Origin of the sequence: Mycobacterium sp. 852002-51613_SCH5001154, assembly GCF_001667425.1 — a bacterium.
Lineage (GTDB): Bacteria > Actinomycetota > Actinomycetes > Mycobacteriales > Mycobacteriaceae > Mycobacterium.
This window is the reverse complement of record NZ_LZII01000062.1, coordinates 27515-44020: the sequence shown is the minus strand read 5'-3', so window position 1 is coordinate 44020 and position 16506 is coordinate 27515. Positions and strand designations below refer to the sequence as shown.

The 16506-nt window shown below is 67.2% G+C and carries 16 protein-coding genes; 11 read left to right on the top strand and 5 right to left on the bottom strand.

The window, feature by feature from the left end; all coding sequences use genetic code 11:
- The first annotated feature begins 277 nt into the window (after positions 1-277).
- The 4 genes from A5750_RS17100 (at position 278) to A5750_RS17085 (ending at position 4193) form a co-directional block, all read left to right on the top strand.
- Positions 278-1675: an MFS transporter gene (locus tag A5750_RS17100; protein WP_066947333.1), complete on the top strand. Its 1398-nt coding sequence runs from the start codon at positions 278-280 to the stop codon at positions 1673-1675.
- A 77-nt stretch (positions 1676-1752) separates the two neighbouring features.
- Positions 1753-2904 (top strand): uroporphyrinogen-III synthase, encoded by a 1152-nt coding sequence (locus A5750_RS17095; RefSeq protein ID WP_066947330.1) that lies wholly within the window; start codon positions 1753-1755, stop codon positions 2902-2904.
- On the top strand, positions 2895-3668 hold the full coding sequence (locus A5750_RS17090) for a sirohydrochlorin chelatase (RefSeq protein WP_066947327.1): 774 nt from the start codon (positions 2895-2897) through the stop codon (positions 3666-3668). Before A5750_RS17095 ends, A5750_RS17090 begins: the two co-directional genes overlap by 10 nt.
- 72 nt (positions 3669-3740) lie before the next feature.
- Complete coding sequence (locus A5750_RS17085) at positions 3741-4193, top strand: hypothetical protein (RefSeq protein ID WP_066947324.1); 453 nt, start codon at positions 3741-3743, stop codon at positions 4191-4193.
- Here A5750_RS17085 and nirD read toward each other — a convergent pair.
- On the bottom strand, positions 4190-4546 hold the full coding sequence (nirD, locus tag A5750_RS17080; RefSeq protein WP_066947318.1) for a nitrite reductase small subunit NirD: 357 nt from the start codon (positions 4544-4546) through the stop codon (positions 4190-4192). The two genes, A5750_RS17085 and nirD, sit on opposite strands and share 4 nt — an antisense overlap.
- On the bottom strand, positions 4543-7122 hold the full coding sequence (gene nirB, locus A5750_RS17075; RefSeq protein ID WP_082948299.1) for a nitrite reductase large subunit NirB: 2580 nt from the start codon (positions 7120-7122) through the stop codon (positions 4543-4545). Before nirB ends, nirD begins: the two co-directional genes overlap by 4 nt.
- 227 nt (positions 7123-7349) lie before the next feature.
- Here nirB and A5750_RS17070 point away from each other — a divergent pair, with 227 nt between their 5' ends.
- Entirely contained in the window at positions 7350-7790 is a 441-nt protein-coding gene (locus A5750_RS17070; protein WP_066947312.1) for an Hsp20/alpha crystallin family protein, read from the top strand.
- 74 nt (positions 7791-7864) lie between these two features.
- Here A5750_RS17070 and A5750_RS17065 read toward each other — a convergent pair whose 3' ends face one another.
- Positions 7865-8623, bottom strand: a complete 759-nt coding sequence (locus A5750_RS17065; RefSeq protein WP_066947310.1) for an isocitrate lyase/phosphoenolpyruvate mutase family protein — start codon at positions 8621-8623, stop codon at positions 7865-7867.
- A gap of 114 nt (positions 8624-8737) precedes the next feature.
- Between A5750_RS17065 and A5750_RS17060 the strand changes: the two genes are divergently transcribed.
- From A5750_RS17060 to A5750_RS26155, 5 genes are all read left to right on the top strand, one after another.
- Positions 8738-9034, top strand: coding sequence for a hypothetical protein (locus A5750_RS17060; RefSeq protein ID WP_066947672.1), 297 nt, complete (start codon positions 8738-8740; stop codon positions 9032-9034).
- Between the two features lie 78 nt (positions 9035-9112).
- A complete protein-coding gene (locus tag A5750_RS17055; RefSeq protein ID WP_066947308.1) occupies positions 9113-9940 on the top strand; it encodes a hypothetical protein in 828 nt (275 codons plus the stop codon).
- Between the two features lie 40 nt (positions 9941-9980).
- On the top strand, positions 9981-11897 hold the full coding sequence (locus A5750_RS17050) for a fumarate reductase/succinate dehydrogenase flavoprotein subunit (protein WP_066947301.1): 1917 nt from the start codon (positions 9981-9983) through the stop codon (positions 11895-11897).
- The gene (locus A5750_RS17045; protein WP_066947299.1) at positions 11897-12643 is read left to right on the top strand and encodes a succinate dehydrogenase/fumarate reductase iron-sulfur subunit; all 747 of its coding nucleotides are present in this window, start codon (positions 11897-11899) and stop codon (positions 12641-12643) included. The genes A5750_RS17050 and A5750_RS17045 overlap by 1 nt, the downstream gene beginning before the upstream one ends.
- A 72-nt stretch (positions 12644-12715) precedes the next feature.
- Entirely contained in the window at positions 12716-12871 is a 156-nt protein-coding gene (locus tag A5750_RS26155) for a hypothetical protein (RefSeq protein ID WP_197505450.1), read from the top strand.
- Between the two features lie 6 nt (positions 12872-12877).
- Here the strand turns inward: A5750_RS26155 and A5750_RS17040 are convergent, their stop codons facing one another.
- Positions 12878-13366, bottom strand: coding sequence for a flavin reductase family protein (locus A5750_RS17040; protein WP_066947297.1), 489 nt, complete (start codon positions 13364-13366; stop codon positions 12878-12880).
- Between the two features lie 6 nt (positions 13367-13372).
- Positions 13373-14398 carry an isopenicillin N synthase family oxygenase gene (locus A5750_RS17035; RefSeq protein WP_066947294.1) on the bottom strand — a complete coding sequence of 342 codons (1026 nt, stop codon included), beginning with the start codon at positions 14396-14398 and terminating at the stop codon, positions 13373-13375.
- Between the two features lie 202 nt (positions 14399-14600).
- Between A5750_RS17035 and A5750_RS17030 the strand changes: the two genes are divergently transcribed.
- Complete coding sequence (locus tag A5750_RS17030; protein WP_066947290.1) at positions 14601-16436, top strand: acyl-CoA dehydrogenase; 1836 nt, start codon at positions 14601-14603, stop codon at positions 16434-16436.
- The last annotated feature ends 70 nt before the right edge of the window (positions 16437-16506 follow it).

Sequence of the window (16506 nt, the reverse complement as noted above, 5' to 3'; positions counted from 1 at the left end):
CGATTCGGGCCGTATTGAGTTGACCCGACTCCGTCTCGAATGTGAGCATCGAAATGCACGGCGGGGCATCCCTCTTCATTCGGGGCGCCCACTTCTCTTCCCGTTGTGCGGCTGAATGGGTCCTGACGAGAGGGAGTCTTATGCACGCCTCCGTGCGGAGTGGCGTACTCCCGCCATCCCAAGGCGCACAATCGGATTCACCGACAGCCGACCGGAAATGAGCACCGCCCCGTGCCGTTCCCCGAAAACATCGCAGTCGACGAAAGGTGACAATCGGATGGCCCGCAATCACCACATCGCGGACTGGAATCCAGAAGACACGGCGGCCTGGGAGGCCGGCAACAAGAAGATCGCGCGCCGCAATCTGTTATGCACCATCGCAGGCGACCACGTCGCCTTCTCGATCTGGACGCTGTGGCCCGTCATGGCACTGTTCATGCCTTCGCACATCTACGGCTTCTCCGCCGGCGACAAGCTGCTGCTGGGCGCCGTCGCCACCCTGGTCGGCGGGCTGGCCCGCATTCCCTACACCCTGGGCATCGCGACGTTCGGTGGTCGCAACTGGACCGCCTTCTCGGCCTTCGTGCTGCTGATCCCGACGGCCGGCACCATCGTGTTGCTCGCCAACCCCGGACTGCCGCTGTGGCCGTTCGTGGTATGCGCCGCGCTGACCGGGCTGGGTGGCGGCAACTACGCGGCTTCGCTGGCCAACGTGAACGCCTTTTACCCGCAGCGGCTCAAAGGCTCGGCGCTGGCCGTCAATGCCGGTGTCGGCAACCTCGGGGTGGCGGTGATCCAGCTGGTCGGGCTGTTGGTGCTCGCCACGGCCGGGCACGAGGCACCGTATTGGGTGTGCGCGGTGTACCTGGTGATGCTGGCGATCGTGGGCATTGGGGCCGTGCTGTTCATGGACAACGTCGGCCACGGCACGCAGCTGAACACGATGCGGTCGATCCTGGTCGAGCGCGACACCTACGTGATCTCCCTCCTCTACATCTGCACGTTCGGCTCCTGGATCGGCTTCTCCTTCGCCTTCGGTCAGGTGATGCAGGTCAACTTCCTGGCCAACGGCGAAAGCGCCAAGCACGCGGCGCTGCACGCCGCGCAGGTGGCCTTCATCGGACCGCTGCTGGGCTCGCTGGCGCGCATCTACGGTGGCCGGCTGGCCGACCGCAGGGGTGGCAGCCGGGTGACGCTCGGCGTGCTCGTCGGGATGACCCTGGGCGCCGGATTGCTGGTTTTCATAAGCACTTTCGATGATCGCAATTCCGGGGCGCACTCGACCAGCATGATCGGCTACGTCGTCGGCTTCATGGTGTTGTTCATTCTGTCCGGGATGGGCAACGGTTCGGTGTTCAAGCTCATCCCCTCGGTATATGAGGCGCGTAGCCGCGCCCTGGAGACGGGCGAGGACGAGCGGCGCCACTGGGCGCGCGCCAAGTCCGGATCGCTGATCGGCGTCTGCTCCGCGGTGGGCGCCCTCGGCGGCGTGGGCATCAACCTCGCGCTGCGCCAGTCCTACCTGGCTACCGGCACGGAGACGTCGGCATACCTGGCGTTCCTCGCCTCCTACGTCGTGGCAGCGATCATCACGTGGATGGTGTACGTGCGGCGGCCGGTGCTGCCCGCCGAGGCGGCGAACGGTGAGACGGCAGGCGCGCTGGCCCGCGTGTGAGGGTGGCCTCACTGTGGGCAATGCGTAAGCAATTGCCAGGTAACGCAACCGAAATCTGACAGGCATACACAGGTGATATGGCCCGGCCCGACTCCCCGCCGCTGACGGGTTACCGCATCGCGGTGACCTCCGCCCGGCGCTCCGAGGAGCTGTGCGCGCTGCTCAGCCGACAAGGCGCCGAGGTGTGCAGCGCACCCGCGATCAACATGATCGCGCTGCCCGACGATGACGAACTGCACCGTAACACCGAGGCGTTGATCGCCGAGCCACCCGACATCCTGGTCGCGCACACCGGCATCGGGTTCCGCGGCTGGCTGGCCGCGGCCGAGGGATGGGGGCTGGTCAGCCCGCTCATCACCGCCCTATCGTCGGCGCGGATCGTCTCGCGCGGACCCAAGGCGACCGGCGCGCTGCGCGCCGCCGGTCTGCACGAGGAGTGGTCGCCGGACTCCGAGTCCTCGCAGGAGGTGCTGGAATACCTGCTCAACTCGGGTGTGGCCGGACTGCGGGTGGCGGTCCAGCTGCATGGCGCCGCCGACGCGTGGGATCCCTTCCCGGAATTCCTCGGCGGGTTGCGCATGGGGGGCGCCGAGGTGGTGCCCGTCCGGGTGTACCGGTGGAAGCCAACGCCGTTGGGCGGCACGTTCGATCAGCTGGTGACCGGGATCGCGGGACGGCAGTTCGATGCGGTCACCTTTACGTCGGCGCCCGCGGCCGCGGCGGTGCTGGAGCGCAGCCGCGAGCTGGACGTCGAAGACCAGGTGCTGGGCGCCCTGCGCAGCGACGTGCACGCGATGTGCGTCGGCCCGGTGACCTCCAAGCCGTTGATCCGCAAAGGCGTGCCGACGTCTTCCCCGGAACGAATGCGGTTGGGCGCCTTGGCCCGTCACGTCGCCGAGGAGCTACCGCTGCTGGGTTCGTGCGCGGTGACCGCCGCCGGCCACACGGTCGATATCCGCGGCACTTGCGTGCTGGTGGACGGCTCGATCAAGGTGCTGTCGCCGTCCGGCATGGGGATACTGCGCGCGCTGGCGAAACGCCCCGGCGACGTCGTCGCCCGCGGGGACCTGCTACGCGCACTGCCCGGCAACAGCAATGACCCGCACGCCGTCGACACGGCCGTGCTGCGGCTGCGAACAGCTTTGGGCGACAAGAACATCATCGCGACGGTGGTCAAGCGTGGGTACCGGCTCGCGACCGAGCAGCGGGCGAGTTCCCCATGGCGCTGATCATGGTCGCGCACGGCACTCGCCGGCCGGAGGGTGTGGCGATGGTCGAAGAGCTTGCCGCGCAAGCCAGTTCGTTGACGGGCCGGCCGGTGGAGGTCGCGTTCGTCGACGTGCTGGGCCCCACCCCCAGCGAGGTGCTGTCGCGGGTGAGGGCCACCGGCAGGCCGGCCATCGTGCTGCCGGCGTTCTTGTCGCGCGGCTATCACGTCCGCGCCGACCTGCCGGCCCACGTCGAGCTGAGCGGCCACCCGAACGCGATCGTCACGCCGGCGCTGGGCCCGAGTGGCCAGGTCGCCCGGATCGTCGGCGATCAGTTGGTGAAATGCGGTTGGCGCCCTGGCGATTCCGTGATTCTCGCGACGGCGGGAACATCGGATGCCAGGGCCCGCGCCGACCTGCACACCACCGCGACGCTGGTGTCGGCGCTGACCGGGTCGCGCGTCAGCCTGGGCTTCGCGGCCACCGGGGATCCGCAATTGCCGGAAGCGGTCGACGAGGCCAGGCGCCTTGCACCCAACGCGCGGGTCGTCGTCGCCTCCTACCTGCTGGCCGACGGCCTGTTCCAGGAACGGCTGCACGCCTGCGGCGCCGACCTGGTCAGTCGGCCGCTGGGCACCCATCCCGGCCTGGCCCGCTTGATCGCCAATCGATTCCGCCGGGCCATGCCGCCGGTCCTCGCCCCCACCACCCGGCACGCTTCGCGGCGACCGACCGCGCAGCGGCTGGTCCACGACCGGATCATGCGGCCGAGTTCGGTGGCTTGACAGCCCTGGCCGGTTAGGCGCGCCGACCGCTCGACGCTTGCTCTTTGCTCCGATACGGGCGATCCTGACAGCATGCCCCGTCACGAAGAACCGTCGCGCGGGCTTCTGGATCCGGTCGCCAAGATGCTGCGGTTGCCGTTCGGCACACCGGAATTCATCGACCGGATCGTCACCGGCGGGGTGAACCAGGTCGGCCGTCAGACGCTACGCATGTTGATCACCACGTGGGACGCCGCCGGCGGTGGCCCCTTCGCCGCCAGCGCGATAGCTTCCACCGGGATGGCCAAGACCGCCGAAACCGTGCAAAGCATGTTCATCGGACCGGTTTTCGGCCCGCTGCTGAAGGTCCTGGGGGCCGACAAGGCAGCCACCCGGGCCTCGCTGTGCGCCTCACAACTGGTCGGCCTGGGCATCATGCGCTACGGCATTCGCTCCGAGCCGCTGCATTCGATGTCGGTCGACGCGATCGTCGACGCCATCGGCCCGACGATGCAGCGTTACCTCGTCGGTGATATCACCCGCTAGGCGGCGATCCGACCGACCTGGACGAAGCCGTCGGCGGTGACGCGCGCCGGGTACACCGGCACCGAGAAGTTCGGATCGTCCAGGCACTCACCGTCTTCCAGCGAGAAGGCCTGCTTGAGGATTGGCGACTGAACCGTGACCCGGCCCCCGCGGTCGCCCACGATCCCGCGCGAGAGCACGGCCGCGCCGGAGAACGGGTCGACGTTACCCACCGCGTACACCGAGCCGTCGTCCAACCGGAACAACGCCGCCTGGGAACCGTCGTCGAGCAGCACGCCGACTCCCCGACCCGGGATGAGCCGGTCGTACTCGCAGGCCGTCGTCCACACCTGAATGTCGTTGAGAAGTGTCATGATTCCTCTCCAGCTCCCGTACGGATCTTCGGCATGCCAATGGACACCGGGATTTTGCGCCCGGCGTGCTCGGTGAACTCCACCGTCGAGTCGACGGCGTCCGGGGCGTTGACGAACGAGACGAACCGCGACATCTTGTCCGGGTCGTCGAGCACGCCCTTCCATTCACACTTGTAGTTCTGCACGTGCCGCTCCATTGCGGCCTCGAATTCGTCGGCCAGGCCCAGCGAGTCCTCGCAGACGACCTCGCGCACGTGATCGAGGCCGCCCTCGAGCGAATCCACCCAGGGGGCGGTGCGCTGCAGCCGGTCGGCGGTCCGGATGTAGTACATGACGAACCGGTCGACGTAACGGACCAGCGTCTCGGTGTCCAGGTCGCTGGCCAACAGCTGGGCGTGCTTGGGCGTCATGCCGCCGTTGCCGCCGACGTAGAGGTTCCAGCCCTTTTCGGTGGCGATGACCCCGACGTCCTTGGAGCGCGCTTCGGCGCACTCCCGCGCGCAACCCGAAACACCCATCTTGATCTTGTGTGGCGCCCGCAGGCCCCGGTAGCGCAGCTCCAGGTCGATCGCCAGCTGCACCGAATCCTGCTGGCCGTAACGGCACCAGTCGGTGCCGACGCAGCTCTTCACGGTGCGCAGTGCCTTGCCGTAGGCGTGGCCGGATTCCATGCCGCCGTCGACCAGCCGTCGCCAGATCTCCGGCAGCTGGTCCACCCGGGCGCCGAACATGTCGATCCGCTGGCCGCCGGTGATCTTGGTGTAGAGGCCGAAGTCCTGCGCGATCTGCCCGATCAGGATCAGGTGCTCGGGCTTGATGTCGCCGCCCGGCACCCGCGGCACCACCGAGTAGCTGCCGTTCTTCTGGATGTTGGCCAGGAAGTGGTCGTTGGAATCCTGCAGCGAGGCTTGTTCGCCTTCGAGGATGTGGTCCGAGCCGGTGGAGGCCAGGATGGACGCAACCACGGGTTTGCAGATGTCGCAACCCTTTCCGCGGCCGAAGCGCTCCAGCAGGCCCGAGAAGGTCCGGATCTCGGTGGCCGAGATGATCTCGAAGAGCTCCGCCCGCGACTGGCTAAAGTGCTCGCACAGCGCCTTGGACTGTTCGACGCCCTCGGCTTCCAGCAGCTGCTTGAGCAGGGGCACGCACGAGCCGCACGACGTGCCGGCCGCGGTGCACGACTTGAGCGAGGGCACGTCGGCGCAGCCGTCGGCGATGGCGCACTTCAAATCGCCCTTGGTGACGTTGTTGCACGAGCAGATCTGCGCGGAATCCGGCAGCGCGCCGACTCCCAACGCCGGAGCCTCGCCGGAAGCCGGGGCGATCAGCGCGAGCGGATCACCGGGCAGCTCGCTGCCGACCATGGGCCGCAGCACCCCGTACGACGAGGCATCGCCCACCAGGACTCCGCCGAGCAGGGTCTTCGCGTCGTCGGACAGCACCAGCTTGGCGTAGGTCTTCTTGACCGCGTCGTTGATGGCGACTTCGAGGCAGTTCTCGGTCACGCCCATCGCATCACCGAAGCTGGCCACGTCGACACCGAGCAGCTTGAGCTTGGTCGACAGGTCCGCTTCGCCGAACTCCGCGGCCCCGTTCAGCAGGCGGTCGGCCACCACCTCTGCGGAGGTGTAGCCCGGTCCCACCAGGCCGTAGCACCGGCCACCGATCGCGGCGACCTCGCCGACCGCGTAGATGTCCGGATCGCTCGTGCGGCATGCCAAGTCGGTGAGCACGCCGCCGCGTTCGGCGAGCTCCAGACCCGCGGCCCTGGCCAGCTCGTCGCGCGGCCGGATGCCGGCCGCGAAAATGACCAGCCCGGCGTCGATGACCTCGCCATCGGTCAGGCGCACCCGCACCGACGACACACCGTCGCCATGATCGATCGCTTCGATCGACTCGGTACCCGTGCCCACGTGCACCGCGATGCCCAGGTCGCCGACCATCTTGGCCAGCAGGGCGCCGCCACCCTCGTCGATCTGCTGGGCCATCAGGCGCGGCATCATCTCGACGACGTGCGTCTGTAACCCAAACTGGCGCAGCGCGTTAGCGGCTTCCAGACCCAACAGGCCGCCGCCGATCACCACGCCCGCCGGGGTGCGACCGGCTTCCACCGTGCACTGGGCGTCTGCCCGGATGGCGTCGAGGTCATCGAGCGTGCGATACACGTGGCACGCCGCCAGGTCGTGGCCGGGCACCGGCGGAACGAATGCGTAGGACCCGGTGGCCAGCACCAGCGTGTCGTAGCCGTGCCGTTGCCCGTCGGCCGTGAGCACCGACTTCGCTTCCCGGTCGATCTCGGTGACGCGAGCGTTCAGCACCAATCGAACCCGTTCGTCACCCGCGTAGTCGTTGCCCGGCAGCGCCAGCAGCTTGCGATCCCAGCTCTCGGTGTACGAGGTGAGGCCGACGCGGTCGTAAGCCGCGTCCGCCTCCTCGGCCAAAACCGTGATGCGCCACAGCCCCTCGGCATCACGCGCCCGGAGCGCCTCGACGAGCCGGTGCCCCACCATGCCGTGCCCGACTACGACGATGTGACCGCCCGCACACTGAGCGCGCGAAATCCCGTCTGCAGCCATGGCTTTGAGGTTAGCGGCCGGAAATTACCGCGATTTCGCCCAATGTGACGGTCCTATGACGAGGATCTCACAACTCACAGGGAGCCCTGTGAATATTCGTTCGCCCAGGGCGAACGCCTAGGTGGAACTTAAGCGTGGTCGACTCATGTTTCTCCTTGTAGCCGGCCGGAGAGGCGCCGGACACAGCAAACCCACAACAAAGCTCAAGGAAGTACAAGGAGATCCCCATGAGTAACCTCGCACTGTGGTCGCGACCGGCCTGGGACACCGACCGGTGGTTGCGTGACTTCTTCGGCCCCGCCGCCGCGTCAGACTGGTACAAGCCGGTGACCAGCGGTTTCAACCCCGCCGCCGAGATCGCCAAGGACGGCGAGGACGCGATCGTACGCATCGAGCTCCCCGGCGTTGACGTCGAGAAGGACGTCAACGTAGAGGTCGACCGCGGCCGACTCGTGATCCACGGCGAACGCCGCGACGAGCACGCCGAAGAGAAAGAGGGGCGCACCCTGCGCGAGGTCCGCTATGGATCCTTCCGCCGGTCGTTCCAGCTGCCGGCCCACGTCACCGGCGACGCCATCACGGCCTCGTACGACGCCGGCGTGCTGACCGTGCGGGTCACCGGCGCCTATGCAGGCAGCCAGGCGCGGCGCATCGAGATCACCAAGTAAGAGGTGAACCACGATCCGGCGGGGTCATTCGATCCCGCCGGATCCCTCTGTCGTGCAACTGTTTTCGTCCCGGATCAGCGCCAGCGCGCCAGCAGTTCCCTGGCCCGGGTCGCCAGCGCGGCCTGAAAGAAGGGGCCGAAGCTGATGCGTGCGACACCCAGCGGCCCGAAGGACGCCGGGTCGTCCTGATCGGGCAGCGCGATCGCGTTGACCGGCAACGGCAGCTCTGCGGCCAAGCGGCGCAACGTCTCCGGGTCGTGCCGACCCACCGGGTAGAGCACATCGGCGCCCGCGTCCGCGGCTTCGGTCAGTCGCGCCACCGCCCGCTCGACGCGGTCCGCATCGTCCCCGTCCTTGCGCAGGAAGAGATCGGTGCGGGCGTTGATCACGACGTGCACCCCGGCCGCATCGGCGGCCGCCCGCAGCGCGCCCACCAACTCGGCGTGCTCACCGGCGGACCTCAGCCGCTTGCCCTCGGAGTGCACGGTGTCTTCGATGTTCAGCCCGACGGCCCCGACGCTCAGCAGGCCCTCGATCAGGCGCTCGGCCCCCAACCCGTAACCGGATTCGACGTCCACCGAGACCGGGACGTCGACCGCGGCCGTGATCTGGGCGATCCGGGCCAGCACATCGTCGAACGACATGCCCTCCCCGTCGGGTTTGCCGACCGAATCCGCCAGCGGATGACTGCCCACGGTGAGCGCGGCGAACCCGGCGTCGGTGGCGTGGCTGGCCGACCAGGCGTCCCACACGGTGGGCAGCACCACCGGGTCACCCGGTCGGTGCAGGTCGAGCAGCGCGGCGGCACGGTCGGCGGCGGTCTGACCTGGCATGGGCGTCTTTGCTCCGGGTTGGGGAAGGAAGTGAGTCGCCTGACGTCAGGCTGTGCCGTCGATAGTATCGGGGGCGTACTGTGATCCGTGACACCGCCCGCGCAAGGAGATCCGTTGAGCACCACTACTGAACTCGCCGAACTGCACGACCTCATCGGCGGCCTGCGGCGGTGCGTGGGCTCCCTGAAGAGTCGCTACGGTGACAGCCCCGCGATGCGGCGCATCGTCATCGACGCCGACCGGATCCTGTCCGACGTCGAACTGCTTGACACCGACGTGTCCGAGTTGGACCTGGCGCGCGCCACCGTGCAGCAGTCAAGCGAGAAGATCGTCATTCCCGACACCCAGTACGACAGCGAATTCTGGCGCGATGTCGACGACGAGGGTGTCGGGGGTCACAGCAGGTCCTGACAACCCAAGCCCCCCGGAAATGAGGGGGTGCTCTCTGTGTACCCTTCGACCAACAGCCCGTTCGAAGAGGAACACTAGATGAGCGCACCCACGGCGAACCGTCCTGCGTCAGGTGTCTTTTCACCCACGCGCGCCCGCATCCCGCAACGGACCCTACGTACCGACCGGTGGTGGATGTCGCCGCTGCGGATCGACTTGGGCTTCGCCGCGTTCGTCATCTACGCGACCCTGCGGGCCTTCCAACGCGATTACTTCTTCGTCCCGAAGTATCACTACCTGACGCCGTTCTACTCCCCGTGCGTGAGCAAGGCCTGCGGGGCGGCCGGCGACTTCTGGCCGCAGATCCTGCCGGACGTCTGGTGGCTGCCGTACGCGGCGCTGACGCTGCCGTTCCTGCTGCTGTTCCGGTTGACCTGTTATTACTACCGCGGCGCCTACTACCGCACGGTGTGGCAGTCGCCCAGCGCCTGCGCGGTGGCCGAGCCCCGCGTCCACTACACCGGCGAGACCAGGTTCCCGCTCATCATCCAGAACAGCCACCGGTACTTCTTCTACATTGCCGGCATCATCTCGGTGATCAACACCTACGACGCGATCATCGCGTTCCACTCCGACTCCGGCCCGGGCGGCTTCGGTTTCGGGCTGGGCAACCTGATCATGGTCGGCAACGTCGTCATGTTGTGGATCTACACGCTGTCCTGCCACTCCTGCCGGCACGTGACCGGCGGGCGGCTCAAGCACTTCTCCAAGCACCCTGTGCGGTACTGGATCTGGACCCAGGTCAGCAACATCAACACCCGCCACAAGATGTACGCCTGGATCACCCTGGGCACCCTGATGCTCACCGACTTCTACATCGCGCTGGTGGCCGGCGGCGCCATCCCTGACCTGAGATTTGTTGGCTGAGAAGCCTTTTCAAGAAGAATCTGAAATAGCGAGGGTTTTCATGGTTGAGGTCGAACGGCATGCCTACGACGTAGTCGTCATCGGCGCCGGCGGCGCGGGACTGCGAGCGGTCATCGAGGCGCGGGAACGCGGCCTCAAGGTCGCGGTGGTGTGTAAGTCCCTGTTCGGCAAGGCCCACACGGTCATGGCCGAGGGTGGCTGCGCGGCGTCGATGGGCAACACCAACCCGAAAGACAACTGGAAGACCCACTTCGGCGACACGATGCGGGGTGGGAAGTTCCTCAACAACTGGCGGATGGCCGAGCTGCATGCCAAGGAGGCGCCGGACCGCGTCTGGGAGCTGGAAACCTATGGCGCGCTGTTCGATCGCCTCAAAGACGGCAAGATCAGCCAGCGCAACTTCGGCGGGCACACCTACCCGCGACTGGCGCACGTCGGCGACCGCACCGGCCTGGAACTGATCCGCACGATGCAGCAGAAGATCGTTTCGCTGCAGCAGGAGGATTACGCCGAACTCGGCGACTACGAGGCGCGCATCAAGGTGTTCGCCGAGTGCACCATCACCGAGCTACTGAAGGACGGCGACGCGATCGCCGGGGCGTTCGGCTACTGGCGCGAGACGGGTCAGTTCGTCCTGTTCGAGGCGCCCGCGGTGGTGCTCGCCACCGGCGGCATCGGCAAGTCGTTCAAGGTCACCTCGAACTCCTGGGAGTACACCGGCGACGGGCACGCGCTGGCCCTGCGGGCGGGCGCGTCGCTGATCAACATGGAGTTCGTCCAGTTCCACCCGACCGGCATGGTGTGGCCGCCCAGCGTGAAGGGGATTCTCGTCACCGAGGGTGTCCGCGGGGACGGCGGTGTGCTGAAGGACTCCGAGGGCAAGCGGTTCATGTTCGACTACATCCCGCCGGTGTTCAAAGGCCAGTACGCCGAAACCGAACAAGAAGCCGACCAGTGGCTCAAGGACAACGACTCGGCCCGCCGCACCCCCGACCTGTTGCCCCGCGATGAGGTCGCGCGCGCGATCAACTCCGAGGTCAAGGCCGGCCGGGGCAGCCCGCACGGCGGCGTGTTCCTCGACATCGCGTCCCGGTTGACGCCCGAGGAGATCAAGCGGCGGCTACCGTCGATGTACCACCAGTTCAAGGAGCTGGCCGGCGTCGACATCACCAAGGAGCCAATGGAAGTCGGACCCACCTGTCACTACGTGATGGGCGGCGTCGAGGTGGACGCCGACACCGGAGCGGCCACGGTCCCCGGCCTGTTCGCCGCGGGCGAGTGCTCCGGCGGCATGCACGGTTCCAACCGGCTCGGCGGTAACTCGCTGTCGGACCTGCTGGTCTTCGGCCGGCGGGCCGGCCTGGGCGCGGCCGACTACGTGCGGGCGCTGAGCAGCCGCCCGACGATCTCGGCGGAGGCCGTCGAGACCGCGTCGAAGCGGGCGCTGTCCCCCTTCGAGGGACCGACCAACGGCGCCCCGGCGGAGAACCCCTACACGCTGCAGCTGGAGCTGCAGCAGTCGATGAACGACCTGGTGGGCATCATCCGCAAGGCGGACGAGGTCTCCGAGGCCCTCGCGCGGCTCGACAAGCTTCGCGAGCGATTCAAGAACATGCACGTGGAGGGCGGTCGCCAGTACAACCCGGGCTGGAACCTGGCCATCGACCTGCGCAACATGCTGCTGGTCAGCGAGTGCGTCGCCAAGGCCGCGCTGGAGCGCACCGAAAGCCGCGGCGGCCACACCCGCGACGACCACCCGGCAATGGACTCGGGGTGGCGCAAGGTACTGCTGGTCTGCGAGGCCGCCGGCGGCGACGAGGTGATCCCCGACATCAGCGTCACCCGCAAGGAGCAGGTGCCGATGCGGTCCGATCTGCTGGAGCTCTTCGAGATCTCCGAGCTGGAGAAGTACTACACCGACGACGAGCTGGCCGAGCATCCAGGACGGAGAGGCTAATGACCTACAACGCGACCTTGCGTGTGTGGCGCGGTGACGATGCCAGCGGCGCGCTGCAGGACTTCACGGTGGAGGTCAACGAGGGCGAGGTGGTGCTCGACATCATCCATCGCCTGCAGCAGACCCAGACGCCCGACCTCGCCGTGCGGTGGAACTGCAAGGCGGGCAAGTGTGGCTCCTGCTCGGCCGAGATCAACGGAGTCCCGCGGCTGCTGTGCATGACCCGGATGTCGACCTTCGCCGAGGACGAGGTGGTGACCGTGACGCCGCTGCGGACGTTCCCGGTGATCCGGGACCTGGTCACCGACGTTTCCTTCAACTACGAGAAGGCGCGCGAGATCCCCGCCTTCGCGCCGCCGAAGGATCTGCAGCCGGGCGAGTACCGGATGGCGCAGGCCGACGTGCAGCGCTCGCAGGAGTTCCGTAAGTGCATCGAGTGCTTCCTGTGCCAGAACGTGTGCCACGTGGTCCGCGACCACGAGGAGAACAAGAAGGCGTTCGCCGGCCCCCGCTTCCTGATGCGGATCGCCGAGCTCGAGATGCACCCGCTGGACACGCTGGACCGGCGCAACCAGGCCCAGGAGCAGCACGGGCTGGGCTACTGCAACATCACCAAGTGCTGCACCGAGGTCTGCCCGGAAAACATCAAGATCACCGACAACGCGCTGATCCCGATGAAAGAGCGGGTCGCCGACCGCAAGTACGACCCGGTGGTGTGGCTGGGCAACAAGTTGTTCCGGCGCTGACCCGGGCGTTAGCCCGCCCGGCGCGCCGGGTACCCGCATAGAACCCAAACTCCGAAGGGCAGCGTGGGAGATATGCGAGAAACCACCAGCATCAACGAAATCCGAACCGCCATCCGGGAGCTGTCCGCACGCGCCGATCTTGCGCGTAAGGAAGGCCGCCCCGACGACGCCGAGGAGATCGAGCAGCGGATAGCGGGCTTCCGGGCGGAACTCAGCAAGCGACCGTAGCCGCGTTCAGACGCCGAGGCGCCGAAATGCGCTGCGGTGAAACACGATCGGTGCGATGTCGGCGTCCACCGTCACTTCGTTGACCCGCAGCACCACGATCGTGTGATCCCCGGCCGGGATGAGCTGTTCGATCGCGCTTTCCAGCCAGAGACCGGTGCCCTTGATGAACACCGCGCCGCTCTCCCTGGACTCCGTCTCCAGACCGGCGAACCGGTCCCCGGTCTTGGCGGCCAGGGTGCGGGCGGCCTCGTCGTGGGCCTCACCGAGGACGCTGATGCCCAGCATCGGCAGGTCTTTGAGCTTGGGCCACGTCGTCGAGGTGTTCTGCACGCAGAACGACACAAGCGGCGGATCCAGGGAGACGGGGACGAAGGTGCTGGCGGCCAGGCCCTCCCGGGTTCCCTGGACTTCGGCGGCGATGGCGACCACCCCCGAGGGGAAGTGGCCGAAGGCCTCACGAAGTGTGGACGGTGTCAGGTTCTTGTTCGAGTTCACCGGAATTCATTCGCCCCTTGAGCCGAGAACGGGATTCTCGTTCCCGACCCTACCTGCTGAATGTCCGTGCGCTGAAGCCACATCGGGGTGTGCGCGCAACCTGCTCTTCCAGGCGTTGCGGCCGTAGACGGAGAAGATCGGATCCGACGGGTCGGTCACCCGGCCGGCGCGCGCCCGCAGTTCGGGCGGCAGCGTCAACACCGGGATCCGCGCGTCCAGCCGCGGGTTGAAGAAGTAGGGCACCGAGATCCGGTCCGTCGGCTGCTCCTCCAGGTTCACCCGGTGCTCGGTGGCGCGCAGGTAACCGCCCGTCGCCACCTCCAGCAGCTCGCCGATGTTGACGACGAAGGCGCCGTCGGCGGGCGGCACGTCGATCCATTCCTCAGTACCGGGCCGGCGCACCTGCAGACCCCGGCTCCCCGGCTCGGCCAACAGCAGCGTGAGCACGCCGGAGTCTTTGTGCGGGCCGACGCCCTGCGCCGTGGCCGCGCTGCGCGGGTAGCGCACGATCTTGATCAGCGTGGCGGGCGTCTCGGCGAAGGCCGGGTCGAAGACGTCCGGTGGGCTCCCCAGCGATGCCGCCCAGTGCCGGAGCAGGGTGCGGGCTACCGCGGACAGCGCGGCGTCCCATTCGTCGACGATCCCGGGCAGTTCGGGCAGCGCGGCCGGCCACTGGTTGGGCCCCTGCAGCCACAGGTAGTCGGGCCTGCCGGGCGCCCCGATCGGCGCGCGTTCCGGTCCGATGTCGATCTGCTCCCGCCAGTCCACCTGGCCGCGGGTCAGCTCGCCGCCCATCCGGGTGTAGCCGCGGAAATGCGGGCTGTGGACCATCGCGACCGCGTCCTTCTCGGCCTGGGGCAGCGCGAACAGCCGGCGCGCCGCCGGCAGCAACCTGCCGGCGAGCTCGCCGGGCACGCCATGGCCGGTCAGGTAGAAGAAGCCCACCTCATGCGCGGCCTCGCGCAAACCTCGCCGCAATTGGGCCGTCGACGTGCGCAGATCCACTACGGGCAGGGTGGTGATGCATCCCATAGTTTGAGATCCGTTTCGTTATCGTCGCAGGTCAGAGGCACCCTATCGGCTCCCCAACCGGTTGGTTAATTAGACGATGGAATCTTGCTCACATTGACTTGCGTTGAACTCACTCGGAGCGATATTTTAGCGGTGTTACTGGTGGGTAACTTAGAAGTAGTACCCAACCACAAGTGGCATTCTCAACGAGGAGGAAACCGTAGTGAGCCACTACAAGAGCAACGTCCGTGACCAGGTGTTCAACCTGTTCGAGGTTTTGGGCGTTGAGAAGGCTTTGGGCGCCGGCGACTACAGCGATCTGGACGTCGACACCGCGCGCGAAATGTTGTCAGAGATCAGCCGGCTGGCCGAGGGGCCCATCGCCGAGTCGTTCGTCGAGGGTGACCGCAATCCGCCGGTCTTCGACCCGAAGACCCACTCGGTGACGCTGCCGGAGTCGTTCAAGAAGTCGGTCCGCGCGGTCACCGAGGCCGGTTGGGACAAGGTCGGCATCGACGAGGTCCTCGGCGGCATGCCGATGCCTCGTGCCCTGGTGTGGGCGCTGCACGAGCACCTGCTGGGAGCAAACCCCGCCGTGTGGATGTACGGCGGCGGCGCCGGCTTCGCGAACATCCTCTACCACCTCGGCACCGAGGAGCAGAGGAAGTGGGCCGTGATCTGCGCCGAGCGCGGCTGGGGCTCCACCATGGTGCTCACCGAGCCGGACGCCGGTTCGGACGTCGGCGCCGGGCGGACCAAGGCGATCAAGCAGGACGACGGTTCCTGGCACATCGAGGGTGTGAAGCGATTCATCACCTCGGCCGACTCCGGCGACCTGTTCGAGAACATCTTCCACCTGGTGCTGGCCCGCCCCGAGGGCGCGGGTCCGGGTACCAAGGGTCTGTCGCTGTTCTTTGTGCCCAAGTTCCTGTTCGACTTCGAGACGGGCGAGCTGGGCGAGCGTAACGGCGTCTTCGTGACCAACGTCGAGCACAAGATGGGCCTGAAGGTTTCGGCCACTTGTGAGCTGTCCTTCGGCCAGCACGACGTGCCCGCCAAGGGCTGGCTGGTCGGCGAGGTGCACAACGGCATCGCGCAGATGTTCGAGGTCATCGAGCAGGCCCGCATGATGGTCGGCACCAAGGCCATCGCGACCCTGTCGACCGGCTACCTGAACGCGCTGGAGTACGCCAAGTCCCGCGTGCAGGGCGCCGACATGACGCAGATGACCGACAAGACCGCTCCGCGGGTGACGATTACACACCACCCCGACGTGCGCCGGTCGCTGATGACCCAGAAGGCCTACGCCGAGGGTCTGCGCGCGCTCTACCTCTACACCGCGACCTACCAGGACGCGGCGGTTGCCGAGGCGGTGCACGGTGTGGACGCCGAGCTGGCCGTCAAGGTCAACGACCTGATGTTGCCCGTGGTCAAGGGCGTCGGATCCGAGCAGGCCTACGCCAAGCTCACCGAGAGCCTGCAGACCTTCGGTGGGTCCGGCTTCCTGCAGGACTACCCGATCGAGCAGTACATCCGCGACGCCAAGATCGACTCCCTCTACGAGGGCACCACGGCCATCCAGGCGCAGGACTTCTTCTTCCGGAAGATCATCCGCGACAAGGGTGTGGCGCTGGCTCATGTGTCGGGCGAGATCCAGAAGTTCGTGGACAGCGAGTCCGGCAACGGGCGGCTGAAGTCCGAGCGCGAGCTGCTGGCGAAGGCCCTGGCCGACGTCCAGGCGATGGCGGCCACCCTGACCGGCTACCTGATGGCGGCGCAGGAGGACGTGACCAGCCTCTACAAGGTGGGCCTGGGATCGGTGCGCTTCCTGATGAGCGTCGGCGACCTGGTCATCGGCTGGTTGCTGCAACAGCAGGCCGCGGTGGCCGTGCAGGCGCTGGACGCCGGCGCCAGCGGCGACGAGCGGTCCTTCTACGAGGGCAAGGTCGCGGTGGCCTCGTTCTTCGCGAAGAACTTCCTGCCGCTGTTGGCCAGCACCCGCGAGGTGATCGAGACGCTGGACAACGAGATCATGGAGCTCGACGAAGCCGCCTTCTGACAGGCAAGAGCAAAAACCCCGCTTCCAGATGGGAGCGGGGTTTTTGTATTTCACGCACAAACGGCACAAA